This window comes from Roseateles asaccharophilus (assembly GCF_004362405.1).
GTDB lineage: Bacteria > Pseudomonadota > Gammaproteobacteria > Burkholderiales > Burkholderiaceae_C > Kinneretia > Kinneretia asaccharophila.
The window spans coordinates 636,923-653,122 of record NZ_SNXE01000001.1 but is presented as its reverse complement, the minus strand read 5'-3'; the positions used below and the strand labels follow the sequence as shown (position 1 = coordinate 653,122).

15 protein-coding genes are annotated in these 16,200 nt (G+C 69.3%); 10 read left to right on the top strand and 5 right to left on the bottom strand.

Going from position 1 to position 16,200, the window contains the following annotated elements:
* Positions 1–13: 13 nt before the first annotated feature.
* Positions 14–979, top strand: a complete 966-nt coding sequence (gene hprK, locus DFR39_RS02930) for an HPr(Ser) kinase/phosphatase (RefSeq protein ID WP_133602023.1) — start codon at positions 14–16, stop codon at positions 977–979.
* A gap of 27 nt (positions 980–1,006) precedes the next feature.
* On the opposite strand, the gene fur is transcribed toward hprK, so the two are convergent.
* Positions 1,007–1,432 (bottom strand): ferric iron uptake transcriptional regulator, encoded by a 426-nt coding sequence (gene fur / locus DFR39_RS02925; protein ID WP_133602022.1) that lies wholly within the window; start codon positions 1,430–1,432, stop codon positions 1,007–1,009.
* A 95-nt stretch (positions 1,433–1,527) separates the two neighbouring features.
* Here fur and DFR39_RS02920 point away from each other — a divergent pair, with 95 nt between their 5' ends.
* From DFR39_RS02920 to DFR39_RS02880, 9 genes are all read left to right on the top strand, one after another.
* Positions 1,528–2,079 carry an outer membrane protein assembly factor BamE gene (locus DFR39_RS02920; RefSeq protein WP_133602021.1) on the top strand — a complete coding sequence of 184 codons (552 nt, stop codon included), beginning with the start codon at positions 1,528–1,530 and terminating at the stop codon, positions 2,077–2,079.
* Positions 2,076–2,888, top strand: coding sequence for a 4-hydroxy-tetrahydrodipicolinate reductase (dapB, locus tag DFR39_RS02915; RefSeq protein ID WP_281277217.1), 813 nt, complete (start codon positions 2,076–2,078; stop codon positions 2,886–2,888). Before DFR39_RS02920 ends, dapB begins: the two co-directional genes overlap by 4 nt.
* A 26-nt stretch (positions 2,889–2,914) precedes the next feature.
* Positions 2,915–3,568, top strand: a complete 654-nt coding sequence (locus tag DFR39_RS02910; RefSeq protein ID WP_133602020.1) for a MotA/TolQ/ExbB proton channel family protein — start codon at positions 2,915–2,917, stop codon at positions 3,566–3,568.
* 13 nt (positions 3,569–3,581) lie between these two features.
* Positions 3,582–4,007, top strand: coding sequence for an ExbD/TolR family protein (locus tag DFR39_RS02905; RefSeq protein ID WP_133602019.1), 426 nt, complete (start codon positions 3,582–3,584; stop codon positions 4,005–4,007).
* A gap of 57 nt (positions 4,008–4,064) precedes the next feature.
* Positions 4,065–6,719, top strand: a complete 2,655-nt coding sequence (leuS, locus tag DFR39_RS02900; RefSeq protein WP_133602018.1) for a leucine--tRNA ligase — start codon at positions 4,065–4,067, stop codon at positions 6,717–6,719.
* Entirely contained in the window at positions 6,719–7,219 is a 501-nt protein-coding gene (locus tag DFR39_RS02895; RefSeq protein WP_133602017.1) for an LPS-assembly lipoprotein LptE, read from the top strand. Before leuS ends, DFR39_RS02895 begins: the two co-directional genes overlap by 1 nt.
* 10 nt (positions 7,220–7,229) lie before the next feature.
* Positions 7,230–8,303 carry a DNA polymerase III subunit delta gene (gene holA / locus DFR39_RS02890; RefSeq protein ID WP_133602016.1) on the top strand — a complete coding sequence of 358 codons (1,074 nt, stop codon included), beginning with the start codon at positions 7,230–7,232 and terminating at the stop codon, positions 8,301–8,303.
* Between the two features lie 99 nt (positions 8,304–8,402).
* Complete coding sequence (locus DFR39_RS02885) at positions 8,403–8,993, top strand: methylamine utilization protein (RefSeq protein WP_246030655.1); 591 nt, start codon at positions 8,403–8,405, stop codon at positions 8,991–8,993.
* An 8-nt stretch (positions 8,994–9,001) separates the two neighbouring features.
* A complete protein-coding gene (locus tag DFR39_RS02880; protein ID WP_246030654.1) occupies positions 9,002–11,422 on the top strand; it encodes a putative bifunctional diguanylate cyclase/phosphodiesterase in 2,421 nt (806 codons plus the stop codon).
* Positions 11,423–11,439: 17 nt separating this feature from the next.
* Here the strand turns inward: DFR39_RS02880 and DFR39_RS02875 are convergent, their stop codons facing one another.
* The 4 genes from DFR39_RS02875 to DFR39_RS02860 form a co-directional block, all read right to left on the bottom strand.
* Entirely contained in the window at positions 11,440–14,160 is a 2,721-nt protein-coding gene (locus DFR39_RS02875; RefSeq protein ID WP_246030687.1) for an ATP-binding protein, read from the bottom strand.
* Between the two features lie 77 nt (positions 14,161–14,237).
* The gene (locus DFR39_RS02870) at positions 14,238–15,164 is read right to left on the bottom strand and encodes a 2-hydroxyacid dehydrogenase (protein ID WP_133602014.1); all 927 of its coding nucleotides are present in this window, start codon (positions 15,162–15,164) and stop codon (positions 14,238–14,240) included.
* Between the two features lie 4 nt (positions 15,165–15,168).
* The gene (locus tag DFR39_RS02865; protein ID WP_133602013.1) at positions 15,169–15,669 is read right to left on the bottom strand and encodes a CinA family protein; all 501 of its coding nucleotides are present in this window, start codon (positions 15,667–15,669) and stop codon (positions 15,169–15,171) included.
* Between the two features lie 7 nt (positions 15,670–15,676).
* Positions 15,677–16,168, bottom strand: coding sequence for a phosphatidylglycerophosphatase A family protein (locus tag DFR39_RS02860; RefSeq protein WP_246030685.1), 492 nt, complete (start codon positions 16,166–16,168; stop codon positions 15,677–15,679).
* Positions 16,169–16,200: the final 32 nt, after the last annotated feature.

Sequence of the window (16,200 nt, the reverse complement as noted above, 5' to 3'; positions counted from 1 at the left end):
GCCCCAGAGCCGCGTGAAAGTTACCTCCATCAGCGCTGACCGGCTCTTCGAGGAGCACCGACGGTCTCTTCGCTGGGAGTGGGTGGCGGGGCACGCTCACCCCGAGCGCCGCTTCGACGAGGGCGCGCTCCGCGAAGCACAGTCCGCCGCCGACCTGGTGGGCTACCTCAACTACATCCACCCCTACCGGGTCCAGATCGTCGGCCGGCGCGAAGTCGCTTACCTGAGCGAGGCCTCGGGCGAGGTGCTGGACCGGCGCATCGCGCGCATCGTCACCCTGGAGCCGCCGGTCATCATCGTGGCGGACGACCAAACGCCACCCGACCGCCTGGTGGCCATGTGCGACCGCGCCGATATCCCGCTCTTCATCACCGCCGACTCGGCCGGCCACGTGATTGATGTGGTGCGCGCCTATCTGGCTCAGCTCTGCGCCAACCGGACCACGCGGCACGGCGTCTTCATGGATATTCTGGGCCTGGGCGTGCTGCTGACCGGCGAGTCCGGCCTGGGCAAGAGCGAACTGGGCCTGGAACTGATCTCGCGCGGCCATGGCCTGGTGGCCGACGACGCGGTGGACTTTTTCCGCATCGCCCAGACGGCCATCGAGGGCCGCTGCCCCGAGCTGCTGATGAATCTGCTGGAGGTGCGCGGCATCGGCCTGCTGGACATCAAGGCCATCTTTGGCGAGACGGCGGTGCGCCGCAAGATGCGGCTCAAGCTCATCGTGCATCTGGTCCGCAAGGAAACCATGGAGCGCGATTTCGAGCGCCTGCCCTATGAGCCCCTCTACGAAGACGTGCTGGGCATGCCGGTGCGCAAGGCCGTGATCGCCGTGGACGCGGGCCGCAATCTCGCCGTGCTGGTGGAGGCGGCGGTGCGCAACACCATCTTGCAGCTGCGTGGCATTGACACCTACCGCGAGTTCGTCGAACGCCACCAGCGCGCCATCGAGAACGGCCAGCTCGACGACCCCAGCTAGTGACTCACGCCGGGTTGATCAGCGTGATCAACCCCGATGCGGGCAGGCCTTCTTGGTGCAGCTCGCGTACAGCGCCAGGGAATGCTCCTGCAATGCGAAGCCGCGCTCCTTGGCAATGGCGTGCTGGCGCTCCTCGATCTGCGCGTCGTAGAACTCTTCCACGCGGCCACAGCTCAGGCAGACCAGATGGTCGTGGTGATGGCCCTCATTGAGCTCGAACACCGCCTTGCCGGACTCGAAGTGGTTGCGCGAGAGCAAACCGGCCTGCTCGAACTGGGTCAGCACGCGGTACACCGTGGCCAAGCCGATATCTGCCCCCTCGGTCAGCAGGGCCTTGTAGACGTCTTCAGCGGTCATATGGCGCTGCGCCGTGGTCTGGAAGATCTCCAGAATCTTGATACGGGGCAGGGTGGCCTTGAGGCCGCTGTTCTTGATTTCTTCGGTCCGGTCCATGGGGTTCTGCGCTGGGCAAACCCCCTTGGGCCTGCCGCTAGAATGGGGCAATCATAGCCAGCAATGGGCGTCCTGCGCCCCAAGGCCCCGAAGATATGCGTTCCATCATCCCGACGTCCCTGGCCGCCCTGGCCCTGCTTGGCCTCGCCGGCTGCTCCTCACTGCCCTCGTGGGACAGCCTGCCCTCGGTTTCCGGAGACAAGGTGCTGGGCCTGGTCACCCCTTACCGCTTGGAAGTGGTGCAAGGCAATGTGCTGACCAAGGAGCAGGTCGCCATGGTCAAGCCCGGCATGAGCCGCAACCAGGTGCGAGACCTCTTGGGCTCGCCCCTGCTGACCGATATCTTTCACGAGAACCGCTGGGATTACGCCTTCTCCATCCGCCGCCAGGGTGCCGCACCACAGGCCCGCCATCTGGTCGCTTGGTTCGAGGGTGACACGCTGAAGTCCGTGGATGTGCCGGACGATCTGCCCAGCGAAAAGGAATTCATCGCCTCGATCAACACCTTCAAGGCCGGAAAGGTGCCCAAGCTGGAGCTGAGCGAGGAGGAGCGCAAGGCTCTGCCCGTGCCGGTCAGGCCGGCCGCCCAGGCCCAGGAGCCCGTGGGCCCGGTGCGCAGCTACCCGCCGCTGGAGCCTCGCTCGTGAGCGCGCCCGTTCTGAATATCGCCATTGCCGGGGCCTCCGGCCGCATGGGTCGCATGCTGATCGAGGCCGTGGTCAACGCCCCCGACTGCCGTCTCAGCGGCGCGCTGGACCGGACCGACAGCCCGGCCCTGGGCCAGGACGCCAGCGCTTGGCTGGGCCAGGCCAGCGGCGTGGCCATCACCGCCGACCTGCGCCAGGGCCTGGCCGGCGCCGATGTGCTGATCGACTTCACCCGCCCCGAGGGCACGCTGGCCCATCTGGCCATCTGCCGCGAGCTGGGCACCAAGGTCGTGATCGGTACCACCGGCTTCACCCCCGAACAGAAGGCCGAGGTGGCTGCCCATGCCCGCGAGATCGGCGTCATGATGGCGCCGAACATGAGCGTGGGCGTGAACGTGGTGCTCAAGCTGCTGGACCTGGCCGCCCGCTCCCTGTCCACCGGCTACGACATCGAGATCGTCGAGGCCCACCATCGCCATAAGGTGGACGCCCCCAGCGGCACCGCCCTGGCCATGGGCGAGGTGGTGGCCCAGGCCCTGGGCCGCGACCTCAAGAGCTGCGCGGTCTACGGCCGCGAGGGCGTCACCGGCGAGCGCGATCCCTCCACCATTGGTTTTGCCACCGTGCGCGGCGGCGATATCGTGGGCGACCACACCGTGCTCTTCGCCGGCATCGGCGAGCGCATCGAGATCAGCCACAAGTCCAGCAGCCGCGTCACCTATGCCCAGGGCAGCCTGCGCGCCGCCCGCTTCCTGGCCGCCAACGGTCCCGGCCTCTATGGCATGGACGACGTGCTTGGCCTGAAGTAAGGGCGGGGCAGGGAGGGACTCCATCCATGCAAGCGGGCTTCGCAGGCTACTGGGCCCAGGCCGATGGGGTCTCGCGTGGCGTGGCCCTGCTGATGCTGCTGATGTCCCTCAGCGCCTGGGTGCTGATCTTCTGGAAGAGCTGGGCTCTGCGGCGCGCCCGACGCGATCTGCAGCGCGCCGTGCCCGCCTTCTGGGCGGCGCCGGACCTGGACGCCGGTCGCCAGGCCTTGCTGGGCCTGGACCGCGAGCAAATCCTCCTGCCCCTGCTCGATGCGGGGCGGGCAGCCCCGGCCGGCCCCTGTCTGGAAGCCGCCGGCCGGCTCGAATCCCAGCTCACCCGCCGACTGCGCGACGCCCTGCATGCCGTGCTGCAGCGCCTGCAATACGGTCAGGTCATGCTGGCCTCCATCGGCGCCACAGCGCCCTTTGTGGGCCTGTTCGGCACCGTCTGGGGCATCTACCACGCCCTGCTCCAGCTCTCCGCGGGAGGGCAGCTCAGCATCGAGCGCATTGCCGGCCCGGTGGGCGAGGCCCTGGTGATGACGGCGGCCGGCCTGGCCGTGGCCATTCCGGCCGTGCTGGCCTACAACGTGTTCGGCAAGCTCGTCGCCGCCTGCGAGGCCGAGCTGGAAGGCTTTGCCCACGATCTGCGCGAGCTGCTGCAGAGCGCGGCCGGCTGAAGAGGGCCGCAGCATGGCTTTCGGCCGCCTGGAACGCCGCGAAGCGCCCAAGCCCATGGGCGAGATCAATATGACGCCGCTGATCGACGTCATGCTGGTGCTGCTGGTGATCTTCATGATCACCGCACCGCTGATGAGCAGCTCCCTGCGCCTGGACCTGCCGCGCAGCGAGGCCGCCACGCCCAGCGAGGCGCCGGCCTTCATCGGCGTGACCATGCTGGCCGATGGCAGCCTCTATGTGGACGACGATCGCGTGGAGATCGGTCTGTTCCAGAGCCGCATGAAGATTCTCGCGACGGCACAGCCCGGCCTGGAAGTGCAGCTGCGCGCCGACAAAAGCGTGTCCTATGGCCAGGTGGCCCAGCTGATCGGCTGGATACAGGCCGCCGGCCTGAGCCGCATCGCCTTCGTTGCCGAAGCGCCCGCCGCCCCGCGCTGAACTGCCGGTGCGGCAGCGCCTCCTACAATCGGCGGCTTCAGCGCCCCGTGCTCCATCATGAACGACAAGTACGCCCCGAACGAGATCGAAGCCGCCGCCCGGCAATACTGGCAGTCCCGCGACGCCTATCGCGTCAGCGAGGACCAGAGCAAGCCCAAGTTCTACGCCTGCTCCATGCTGCCCTATCCCAGCGGCAAGCTGCACATGGGCCATGTGCGCAACTACACGATCAACGACATGCTCACGCGTCAGCTGCGCATGAAGGGCTACAACGTGCTGATGCCCATGGGCTGGGACGCCTTCGGCCTGCCGGCCGAGAACGCCGCCATGAAGGGCAAGGTGCCGCCGGCGCAGTGGACCTACTCCAACATCGCGTACATGAAGTCGCAGATGCAGGCCATGGGCCTGGCCATCGACTGGTCGCGCGAAATCGCCACTTGCCAGCCCGAGTACTACAAGTGGAACCAGTGGCTGTTCCTGAAGATGCTGGAGAAGGGCATCGCCGAGCGCCGCACCCAGGTCGTCAACTGGGACCCGGTAGACCAGACCGTGCTGGCCAATGAGCAGGTGATCGACGGCCGCGGCTGGCGCTCCGGCGCCCTGGTCGAGAAGCGCGAGATCCCCGGCTACTACCTGAAGATCACCGACTACGCCGAGGAGCTGCTCTCGGCAGTCAGCAATCCCGAGGACAAGAACTACCTGTCCGGCTGGCCCGAGCGCGTGCGCCTGATGCAGGAGAACTGGATCGGCAAGAGCCAGGGCCTGCGCTTCGCCTTCCCGCACGACATCAAGGGCGCTGACGGCGCCCTGATCCAGGACGGCAAGCTGTACGTGTTCACCACCCGCGCCGACACCATCATGGGTGTGAGCTTCTGCGCCGTGGCGCCGGAGCACCCCCTGGCCGCGCATGCCGCCGCCGGCAACGCCGAGCTGGCCGCCTTCATCGAGGAATGCAAGCAGGGCGGCACCACCGAGGCCGAACTCGCCACGCAGGAAAAGAAGGGCATGCCCACGGGCCTGGTGGTCACGCACCCGCTGACCGGCGCCCAGGTGCCGGTGTGGATCGGCAACTATGTGCTGATGAGCTATGGCGACGGCGCTGTGATGGGCGTACCCGCCCATGACGAGCGCGACTTCGCCTTTGCCAACAAGTACGGCATCGAGATCAAGCAGGTCGTCGCCGTCGAGGGCCAAAGCTTCTCCACCACGGCCTGGGCCGACTGGTACGGCGACAAGACGCAAGGCGTCTGTGTCAACTCCGGCGTGCTCGATGGCCTGGGCCACAAGCAAGCCGTGGACAAGGTCGCCGAGCTGCTCGGCGCGAAGGGCCTGGGCGAGAAGAAGACCACCTGGCGCCTGCGCGACTGGGGCGTGAGCCGCCAGCGCTACTGGGGCACGCCCATCCCCATCATCCACTGCGAGGAGCATGGCGCCGTGCCGGTGCCTGAAGATGCCCTGCCGGTGGTGCTGCCCGAGGAATGCATCCCGGACGGCAGCGGCAACCCGCTGGCCAAGCATGAGCACTTCCTGAACGTGCCCTGCCCGGTCTGCGGCAAGCCCTCCCGCCGCGAGACCGACACCATGGACACCTTCGTGGACTCGTCCTGGTACTTCATGCGCTACTGCGATGCGCAGAACCCCGACGCCATGGTCGGCGCCGGCACCGAGTACTGGATGCGCCCCGGCGCCGCCATGGACCAGTACATCGGCGGCATCGAGCACGCCATCCTGCACCTGCTCTACGCCCGCTTCTGGACCAAGGTCATGCGCGATCTGGGCCTGGTCAAGATCGACGAGCCCTTCACCAAGCTGCTGACCCAGGGCATGGTGCTCAACCACATCTACTCGCGCCGCAGCGACAAGGGCGGCATCGAATACTTCTGGCCGCACGAGGTCGAGAACGTCTTCGACGAGAAGAGCGGCAAGATCATCGGCGCCAAGCTCAAGAGCGATGGCTCGGCCATCGACTACGAGGGCGTGGGCACCATGTCCAAGTCCAAGAACAATGGCGTGGACCCGCAGGAGCTGATTAACCAGTACGGCGCCGACACCGCCCGTCTGTTCGTGATGTTCGCCAGCCCGCCCGAGCAGACCCTGGAGTGGAACGATGCCGGCGTCGAGGGCGCCCACCGCTTCCTCAAGCGCGTCTGGGGATTTGCCGCCAAGCATGCCGAGGTGCTGAAGGCCGCGGGCAGCGACTTCGCCGCCCTCAGCGAGGAGGGCAAGGCCCTGCGCCGCGAGGTGCATCTGGTGCTCAAGCAGGTCAGCTACGACTACGAGCGCATGCAGTACAACACCGTGGTCTCCGGGGCCATGAAGCTGCTGAATGCGCTGGAAGGCTTCAAGGATGTGGGGCCCCAAGCCGCCGCCGTGCGCGAAGGCGTCTCGGTGCTGCTGCGCGTGCTCTACCCCGCCTGCCCGCACATCAGCCACACCCTGTGGCAGGACCTGGGCTTTGCCGCCGAGCTGGGCGATCTGCTGGACGCCCCCTGGCCCCAGGTAGACGAGGGCGCCCTGGTGCAGGACCAGATCGAGCTGATGCTGCAGGTCAACGGCAAGCTGCGCGGTTCGCTCAAGGTGCCGGCCCAGGCCGACAAGGCCGCCATCGAGGCCGCCGCCCTGGCGCATGAGAAGTTCGCCGAGTTCAGCGAAGGCAAGCCGGCCAAGAAGGTCATCATCGTCCCCGGCCGCCTGGTCAACCTCGTCGTCTGATGACACTGCGCCGCCGCACCCTCCTGCTCGCCACCCTGCCCCTGGGGCTGGCCGCCTGCGGCTTTGCGCCGCGGCGCGAGCCGGAACTGCGCTTTCGCAGCCTGGGCCTGCAGGGCTTCAGGCCCGGCTCGCCCCTGGCGGCGGAGCTGCGGCGCCAGCTGCTGGCGCGCACCTCGGTGCAGGTGCCCGAGGACTTCAACCGTGCCGAGCTGGTGCTGGAAGCGCGACGCGACGACCGCGACAAGCGGGCCCTGGTGACCACCAGCGCCGGACAGGTGCGGGAGTGGGAGCTGCGCCTGCGCGTGGACTATCTCTTGCGCACCGCATCCGGCGAGATCCTGCTGCCACCCACCGAGCTGCGCCTGAGCCGCGAGATGAACTACACCGAGACCCAGGCCCTGGCCAAGGAGCAGGAGGAGGCCCAGCTCTTCCGCGCCATGCAGTCCGATGCGGTGACCCAGATCCTGCGCCGCCTGGCCACGGTGCGCCTCCCCGGCTGAGCCCCGCGCCGTGCAGATCCGCCCCGACGCACTCCCGGCCCAGCTGGCCAAGGGCCTCAAGCCCCTCTACACGGTCTACGGCGACGAGCCCCTGCTGGCCCAGGAGGCCTGCGACGCCATCCGCGCCGCGGCGCGAGCCCAGGGCTATGGCGAGCGCAAGGTCTTCACCGTCAGCGGCGCCTATTTCGACTGGGGCCCGGTGCTGGGCGCGGCCCAGGCCCTGAGCCTGTTTGCCGAGCGCCAGTTCATCGAGATCCGCATTCCCTCGGGCAAGCCCGGCAAGGAGGGCTCCGAGGCTCTGCAGCGCTACTGCGAGGCCCTGCCCGAGGATGTGGTCACCCTGGTCAGCCTGCCCCGCCTGGACAAGACCCAGATGAACGGCGCCTGGTTCGGCGCCCTGGACGCTCATGGCCTCACCGTGCGCGTGGACCCGGTGGAGCGCCGCGCCCTGCCGCAGTGGATCGCCCAGCGCCTGGCGGCCCAGGGCCAGCCCGTGGCCGAGGGTGAGGAGGGTCAGCGCGCCCTGGCCTTCTTTGCCGACCGGGTGGAGGGCAATCTGCTGGCCGCGCACCAGGAGTTGCAGAAGCTCGCCCTGCTGCACCCCCAGGGGCCGCTGAGCTTCGAGCAGATCGAGCAGGCCGTGCTGAACGTGGCGCGCTACGACGTGTTCAAGCTCAGCGAGGCCGTGCTGGCCGGCCAGCTCACCCGGGTGCTGCGCATGCTGGACGGCCTGCGCGCCGAGGGCGAGGCTGCCGTGCTGGTGCACTGGACCCTGGCCGAGGATGTGCGCGCCCTCAAGCGCGTGCGCGAGGCCGTGGAGGCCGGCAAGCCCCTGCCCATGGCCCTGCGCGAGGGCCGCATCTGGGGTGCCAAGGAAAAGCTCTTCGAGCGCATCGTGCCCGGCCTGCGCCTGGCCCAGCTCACGCCCCTGGTGGAGGCGGCCCAGGTCTGCGACGGCATCGTCAAGGGCCTGCGCCATCCCGGCTGGCCCCTGGAGCCCTGGGACGCCTTGCAGCGCCTGGCCCTGATGCTGATCGAGGTGGCCGCAGCCCCGCGCGCGCCCAAGCTGGCCCTGCGCCCCTGAGCGCACGGCCGTGTCGCGCGGTTCCCCGGGTCAGCCCCATTCCGGCTAGAGTCAGTGCCGTTGCGTTGAACGGCACCACGTGCCGAAAACATGCGGGCTTTGTATCGACATGCGCTGATCCTGGGATGGCTGGGTGGCTGCGGCTGCAGCATGGCCCTGCCCTGGGCCATTGAGGTGCTTGATGCCAAGGGTCAGCCCCTGGCCAACGCCGTGGTCGCCGTCGAGCTGCAGGGACAGGCACGCACGGCGCCCCGTGGCACGCGGGCCGAGATGGTGCAGCGCGAGCGCCAGTTCCAGCCCGCCATCCTGACGGTTCAGACGGGCACGGCGGTGTTTTTCCCGAACTTTGACACCGTCCGCCACCACGTCTATTCCTTCTCCCCGATCAAGCCCTTCGACATCAAGCTCTACTCGGGCACACCGGCCGAGCCCATCGTGTTCGACAAGCCCGGTGTCGCGGCACTGGGTTGCAATATCCACGACCGCATGAGCGCCCATATCGTCGTCGTCGACACGCCCCTGTTCGCCCTGACCGACGCCACTGGGCGCGTGCAGCTGGACCTGCCGCCGGGGCAGCACAGCGTGCGCCTGTGGCATGCCAGTCTGCGCAAGCCTCAGCTCCAGATGCAAAACCTGATGGTCAACGCACAAATGTCCGCCCCCAGCCGACTCCGACTTGCCGAGGACTGAGCCCGCCCATGCCGCGCCCACTTCCCGCCTTCCTGAATCCGCGCCGCATCGAAGGCCGCATCGTCGCCCTCTTTCTGGCGCTGCTGCTGCTGGTGCAGCTCGCCAGCCTGGCCTTCACGCGGCAGACCATCGAGGCCAACGCGGAGCGTGCCATCGACGCCAAGCTGGCCACGGCCGGCCGCATGATGCAGCGCCTGCTGGTACAGCAGGCTGCCCGCGAGCAGGCTGCGGCCGAGCTGCTGGCGGCCGACTGGGGCTTCCGCGAAGCCCTGGGGCGGGGCTATGGCGAGCAGGAGGACCGGGACACCATCAGGGATGCGCTGGCCAACAACGGGGAACGCGTCGGAGCGGCCCTGGTGGCCTACACCGACCTGGATGGTCGCCTCGTGGCGGCCACCCGCCCTGGCATCGAGGCCTTGCTGAAGTCCCTGCGCGAGGGCGCGGACCCCGAGTTGCCCGCCATGGTGCTGCTGGACGGCCAGCTGCTGCAGCTGGCCACCGTGCCGGTGAAGGCTCCGACCTTGATGGGGCATGTTCTGATGGGTTTCGCCCTGGACGACACGCCCCTGCAGGACCTCAAGCGCCTGGTCAATATCGACGCGATGTTCCTGACCGCCCCGCGCGATCAGCCCTGGGTCGAACTCGTGTCCCTGCTGGAGCCCCGTGAGCGGGAACAGATGGGCAGTGTGCTGAACCACCAGGAGCCCGGCCTCACGGTCATGCGGTCCTGGGGTGATCAGCGCTGGGAGCTGCGCCTGATGAGCCTGCCCCTGCGCGATCTGGCCTCTGGCCCGCCAAGCCGAGCCGCCGTGGCCATGTGGGCCTCGGTAGATGAAGAAATGGCGCCCTACCGCCAGCTGCAACTCAGCCTGCTGGCCCTGACCCTGGCAGGTCTGCTGGCTTTTGCGGTGGGCAGCATCTTCACGGCGCGCCGCATCAGCCGGCCCATCGCCTCCCTGGCCGAATCGGCCGAGCGCCTGGGCCGCGGCGACTATGAAACCCCGGTCACGGCCAGCTCCACGCTGGGCGAGGTGAGCGAGCTGGCCAGCGCCTTTGAGCTCATGCGCCACGACATCCGTGACCGCGAGGCTCAGGTGCACCGCCTGGCCTTCTGGGACCCGCTCACCGGCCTGCCCAACCGCGAGCAATTCAGCCAGCGCCTGAGCGCCCGCCTGGCCGAAGGGGGCGAACACCCCTGCGCCGTGCTGATGCTGGACCTGGACCGCTTCAAGCATGTCAACGATGTGCTGGGTCACGCCTTCGGTGACCGCCTGCTGCGCAGCGTGGCGGTGCGCCTGCAAGCCTTGCAAAACACGGAAGGCAGCCTGCTGGCCCGCCTAGGGGGTGACGAATTCGCCCTGCTGCTGGAGGGCGCCGACGAGGCGGCCGCCCTGGCCCAGGCCGCACGCATTCACCAGGACTTCGTCACACCGCTGTGCATAGACGACCAGACCGTGGACCTTGGGGCCGGCATCGGCATTGCGCTGGCGCCCTCGCAGGGCCGTGACACCCGCATCCTGCTGGCCCGTGCCGAGCTGGCCATGTACGCCGCCAAACGCCGCCAGAGCGGCAGCATGGTCTACGAAAGTGCGCTGGACGCCGGCAGCCAGGAGGCCCTGTCGCTGCTGAGCGAGCTGCGCCGTGCGATCGAGCGCCAGGAACTGCGACTGTTTCTGCAGCCCAAGGTGGACTTCAAGACCGGCCAGGTGCACAGCGCCGAAGCCCTGGTGCGCTGGGAACACCCCGAGCGTGGCCTGGTGCCGCCCATGCAGTTCATTCCCTTTGCCGAGCAGACCGGCTTCATCCGCCAGCTCACGGCCTGGGTGATCGAGGAATCGGCCCGCTTTGCGCAGCAGGCCAGGGCGCGGGGCCTGTCGCTTCGCATCAGTGTCAACCTCAGCACGCGCGACCTGCTGGACCAGGAACTGCCTGCCAAGATCGCGGCCCTGCTGGGCCGGCACGGTACCGACCCCTCCATGCAATGCCTGGAAATCACCGAGAGCGCCATCATGGACGATCCGCAGCGCGCGCTGCAGACCCTGGAGCGCTTGTCGGAGATGGGCTTCAAGCTCTCTATCGATGACTTCGGCACCGGCTACTCCTCCCTGGCCTACCTGAAGCGCCTGCCCGTCAACGAGCTCAAGATCGACCGCAGCTTTGTGATGGCCATGGAGCGCGATCTCGATGACGCCAAGATCGTGCGCTCCACCATCGAGCTGGCGCACAACCTGGGCCTGTCGGTGGTGGCCGAGGGCGTGGAGACCGGCAAGGCCTGGAAGCTGCTCGCGGCCCTGGGCTGCGATGAGGGCCAGGGCTACTTCATCGGGCGCCCCGTGCCCGCCGCACAGCTCTTGGACTGGTTGCCCCGCTGGAAGGCGCCGGACCTCGGCGACGAATCCCTGGATACCGTCTTCGCCGGCCTGAACTGAACCGGCCTCGCGCCGGCTCAGGGCGTGCGCAGCGGCAGGGACATGATGAAGCGGCTGCCGCGTCCCGGCGCGCTGTGGGCATGGATCTCGCCACCCAGCACATGGCAGACGATGGTGTGGCAGATGGCCAGGCCCAGTCCATTGCCGCCCTGGCCGAAGCGGGTGGAGAAGAAGGGGTCGAACACCCGCTCCAGCACCGCCTCGCTCATGCCACGCCCGTTGTCGCGCACCTCCAGCCGGCAGCGCCCCTCGTCCAGCGGCGCCGCCAGCACCGTCACCACGCCGGGCCGACCGGGCTCCAGCCCGTGCAGCAGGGCATTGCCCACCAGGATTTCCAGCGCCTGACCCAGGGGGCCGGGATAGCTGTCCAGCCGCAGCTGGGCGTCGATTTCCAGGCGCAAAGCGTGTCCGGCACGCGTGGCCCGGGTCGCCAGGACATGAAGCCGCTCCGCCGCCAACTCGGCCAGGAGGAACTCACGGCGCTGCTGGACATCCCGCTCCTGCACCACCTGCTTGAGGTTGTCCACCAGGCTGGCGGCGTTGTGCATATTGCGCTCGATCATCTCCAGGCCGCTGAGCGAATCGCGCGCATAGCTCTGCCAATCGCTGCGCCTCAGCGCACCACCTCCCTCAACCCGCTGCACCATCTGACGGGTCGCTCCCAGCAAGGTGCCGGTGGCCAGCAAGCTGTTGCCAATCGGTGTGTTGATTTCATGCGCCACCCCCGCCACCAGGGCGCCCAGGGCCGCCAGCTTCTCCTGGGCCAGCAGCTGGCGCTGCAGGGCCGAGAGACGCTGGTAGGCGTGGGCATTCTCCAGCGCGATGGCGGCATAGGCCGCCAGGCTGCGCACGATGAGTTGCTCGCGCTCCCCATAGGCCGCGCTGCGCGGCGACTGCAGGCTCAGCACCCCCACCAGGCGCTGCGCCACCATCAGGGGCATGAACACCAGGCTCTGCGGCTGCGGCGTGTCGGCCACCTGGGCGGCTACGGCCAGCTCGTCGGGCGCATCCAGCACGAACTCGCGACGCTCGCGGGCGCAGCGGGCCACATAGGAATCGGGCGCATCCAGGGCAATCGGCGGGTCCTGGAAGGGCTGCCCGTCCTCCACGCCGAACTCGCACTGCAGGCGGCTGCCGCCCTCGTCCAGCAGATAGACCATCATGCAGCTGGCATGCAGCAGGGCGTGCACACGGCGCTCCAGCACCTCCAGCACACGATCCACCTGCAGCTCGGCCGTGATCTCCTGGCCCACCCGGCCCAGATGCTCCAGCACCGCATGTGCATCCTTGAGCGCCTCGAAGCGCGCCGCCTCCGAGGCCGCCAGGCGCCGCAGATGCTCGCTCTCGGCGCGGGCACGTTCGATCTGGTGATGGGTGTGCATGGCGCGCGAGCGCTGGCGGGCGTCCTCGCTGAAGCCCTGCTCGCGCAGCGCACCGGCCCGGCGCGAGAGCTCGAAGGCCGTCTCGTACTGGCCCAAGCTCGCATGCGCGCGTGCGGCACCATCCAGCAGAGCCGGTGGCAGGCGGTAGCCGGGCAGGGCCTGCGCCTCCTCCAGGGCCTGGGCATAGCACTGGCGCGCCTCCTCGCCGCGCCCCAGGCGCAGCAGCAGCTCACCCAGCTGGCCGTGCAGCTCCGGCAGCTGGCCGCGCTCATGCTGGGACTGACACAAGGCCAGGGCCTGCTGCACGGCCTGCACGGCGTCCTCGGCCCGCTCCAGGGCCGGCAGGACGCGGGCGCGCCCCCGGGCGGACTCGATCTGCAGATCGATCCACCCCCCCACCACGGCCTCACGCCCCAGCTGCTCAAAGCCCTGCAGCGCGGCCTGGGCATCACCCAGATCCATGAACACATCAGCCAGATACTGGCGCCCCAGGGCCGTGGTGCGGGCCTGGGGCCGCGCCGCCTGCAGCTGCAGGCATTCCTGCAAGAGCTCGCGCGCCTCGCCCAGCTGCCCCAGGCGGCGCAGGGCCTCGCCGGTATGGGCCAGACACAGGCTGATCATGCCCGGCCAGCGCGCCGAGCGGGCCAGCTCCAGGGCCCGCCGCAGCCAGTCGATGGCGCTCTCGTAGTCGTGCATCCGGGTGAAGGTGAAACCCAGATTGGTGGCCAGGGCGATGGCGCGGCGCAGCTGACCGCTGTGCAGGGCCTGGCTGTAAGCGGCGGAGCAGGCCTCGATGGACTCCAGGAACTGGCCCCCCAGGGCCGCCAGCATGCCGCGAAAGTCGTTCAGCGCCGCGGCGCACAGGGCATCGCGCTCATCGGCCGGCGGCAGACTCGTAGCCCAGCGCGATTCGGCCTCGGCACGGTCACGCAGCACCTCGGCCCGCGCCAGGCTGGCCTCGAAAACAAGGCGGCGGCGCGCATCGCCCCCGCGCTCGGCCAGGGCAATGGCCTGTTCCAAGGCGCGGTGCAGACCCGGGGTGTCGCCGCGGTCGGCCGCCAGGTAGTAGTGCAGCCACTGCACATCGGCCAGGCCCAGCGCGTCCTGCGCGGCCGCGAAACCCTGCTCGGCACGCTGGAGCAGCCGCTCGGACTCGTCCAGCCGTCCCAGCAGCAGCACGCATTCGGCTTCGGTCAGCCACAGGCGCGGCGAGGGCGGCACGCCGCGCAGCAGCTGCAGGGCCCGCCCGGTGTCGCGCTGGCGCAGGGCCCAGGCCAGCTCCAGGGCCAGGCCCGGCTCGGGGGCCGCCCGGTAACGCGCCTCCAGGGCCTGCACGGCCTCCTCGGTGGCAAACATCTCGATCAAGGCCTGGACTCCAGCCATAACGCAGATGGTCTATGTATCCCAACGTGCATCAAGGCTAACCCAGATGCTCAGTAAGCGCGCTCCCGACTGACCCCATGGGCCAGGGGGCTTCCGGCACGCCAGGCCCGCACATTGGCGGCCACCAGGGCGGCGGCGCTGCGCGCATCGGTCTGGGCCGCGGTGTGGGGCAGCACGGTGATCTGCTCATGGCCCCAGAAGGCATGCTCCGCCGGCAGGGGCTCCTGCTGGAACACGTCCAGCACCGCGTGGCCCGGCCGGCCCCGGGCCAGGGCGTCCAGCAGATCGGCCTCCTGCACATGGGCGCCGCGTGCCAGGTTCACCAAGCCGGCCCCGGGCTTGAAGCGGGCCAGGCGCGCCGCGTCGAAGAGCCCGCGCGTGGCCGCGGTCAGGGGCAGCAGATTGATCACGGTATCGGCCTCGGCCAGGGCGGCATCCAGCACCTCCAGGCCGCCATGCAGGCAGCGCACGCCGGCCAGCGCTGCCGGGCTGCGGCTGTAGCCGCTCACCGCATAGCCCTGGGCCGCCAGAGCCTGGGCCACGCGGCCGCCCAGCTCGCCCAGGCCCAGCACCAGCACCCGCCACTCGGCGGCGCGTGGCTGGGCGGGCTGACGCCATTCGCGGCGGCGCTGCTGCGCCTGCACCTGGAAGAAGCCGCGGTGCAGGCCCAGCACGGCCCAGAGCGCGGTCTGGGGCATGGCCTCGTTCATGGCCGGGTCCACCATGCGCGCCAGGGGAATGCCCGGCGGCAGGGTCTCGTCCGCCAGCAGCTTTTCCACCCCGGCCCAGAGCGACTGGATGAAGCCCAGGCGCGGCAGGCCCTGCAGGGCACCGGGCGCCGGATTGGCCACCACGGCGATCTCCACCTCGGGCTCGGGCGCCAGCACAAAGCGCTCCTCGGGCAGGGCAGCACTGAGCAAGGCCAGCCACTGGTCCCGCTCGGCCTCGGGCCAGCGCCCGCTCAGCAGAATGCTCATGGGCTCAGGCTTCCCGGTCTTCCAGGGCCTCGCACAGGGCCATCAGGCCCGAGCGCAGGGTGGCGACACGCACCGCATGGCGGTCGCCCGCGAAATGCTCCTGCCAGACACGGGGCGGCTCGCAGCCATGGGCCAGGGCCAGCCAGACCGTGCCCACCGGCTTCTCGGCGCTGCCGCCGCTGGGGCCGGCAATGCCGGTCACGGCCAGGGCCCAGTCCAGCGGCGCATGGGCCAGCAGGCCGCGTGCCATATGGGCGGCCACCTCGGCGCTGACCGCGCCATGCAGATCGATCAGGGCCGCCGGCACGCCCAGCAGCTCGGTCTTGGCCTGGTTGCTGTAGCTCACCACACCGCGCTCGAACCACTGGCTGGAACCCGAGAGGCTGGTGCAGGCCGCGGCGATCAGGCCGCCGGTGCAGCTCTCGGCCGTGCCCATGCGCTCGCGGCGCCGGATCAGGGCCACCGCAATGCGCTCGATCAGCTCATGTTCTTCGGGAAACAGCATGGCTTATTCACCCCACAAGACTGCGCCACAAGGCGATGACGAGCAGGGTACATCCGGCCGCCACGAAATCGTCGAACAAGATGCCAAAGCCCTGGGCCCAGCCCACGGGCCGGCCGCGCTGACCCTTGAACAGGCCGTCGGCCCAGCGCACGGGGCCGGGCTTGGCGGCATCGAAGAAGCGGAACAGGGCAAAGGCCACGGCCTGGCCCCAGAAGCCGGTGGGCATCACCAGCCACAGCACCGCCCAGAAGGCCAGCACCTCGTCCCAGACGATGGCACCCGGATCGGGCGTGCGCAGGTTGCGGGCCGTCACCGTGCAGGCCCACCAGCCCAGCAGGGTGCCGCCAGCGATCAGCCAGCCCCACTGCGCGTCGCTGAGCCAGACATCCAGCACCAGAAAAGCCGCCCAGGCCCAGAGCGTGCCCACCGTGCCCGGTGCCTTGGGCGCCAGACCGCTGCCAAAACCCAGAGCGATCCAGTGCGCCGGATGGCGCAGCATGAAGCCGGCCGTGGCGCGGCGCGGGGCCAGGT

Bases quoted from the DNA above. Each gene is read 5' to 3' on its own strand.
- DFR39_RS02865 (WP_133602013.1), bottom strand. From the start codon at position 15,669: ATGCTGTTTCCCGAAGAACATGAGCTGATCGAGCGCATTGCGGTGGCC.
- DFR39_RS02880 (WP_246030654.1), top strand. From the start codon at position 9,002: ATGCCGCGCCCACTTCCCGCCTTCCTGAATCCGCGCCGCATCGAAGGC.
- DFR39_RS02920 (WP_133602021.1), top strand. From the start codon at position 1,528: ATGCGTTCCATCATCCCGACGTCCCTGGCCGCCCTGGCCCTGCTTGGC.
- fur (WP_133602022.1), bottom strand. From the start codon at position 1,432: ATGGACCGGACCGAAGAAATCAAGAACAGCGGCCTCAAGGCCACCCTG.
- DFR39_RS02875 (WP_246030687.1), bottom strand. From the start codon at position 14,160: ATGTTTGCCACCGAGGAGGCCGTGCAGGCCCTGGAGGCGCGTTACCGG.
- DFR39_RS02860 (WP_246030685.1), bottom strand. From the start codon at position 16,168: ATGCTGCGCCATCCGGCGCACTGGATCGCTCTGGGTTTTGGCAGCGGT.
- DFR39_RS02895 (WP_133602017.1), top strand. From the start codon at position 6,719: ATGACACTGCGCCGCCGCACCCTCCTGCTCGCCACCCTGCCCCTGGGG.
- DFR39_RS02870 (WP_133602014.1), bottom strand. From the start codon at position 15,164: ATGAGCATTCTGCTGAGCGGGCGCTGGCCCGAGGCCGAGCGGGACCAG.
- DFR39_RS02910 (WP_133602020.1), top strand. From the start codon at position 2,915: ATGCAAGCGGGCTTCGCAGGCTACTGGGCCCAGGCCGATGGGGTCTCG.
- DFR39_RS02905 (WP_133602019.1), top strand. From the start codon at position 3,582: ATGGCTTTCGGCCGCCTGGAACGCCGCGAAGCGCCCAAGCCCATGGGC.
- leuS (WP_133602018.1), top strand. From the start codon at position 4,065: ATGAACGACAAGTACGCCCCGAACGAGATCGAAGCCGCCGCCCGGCAA.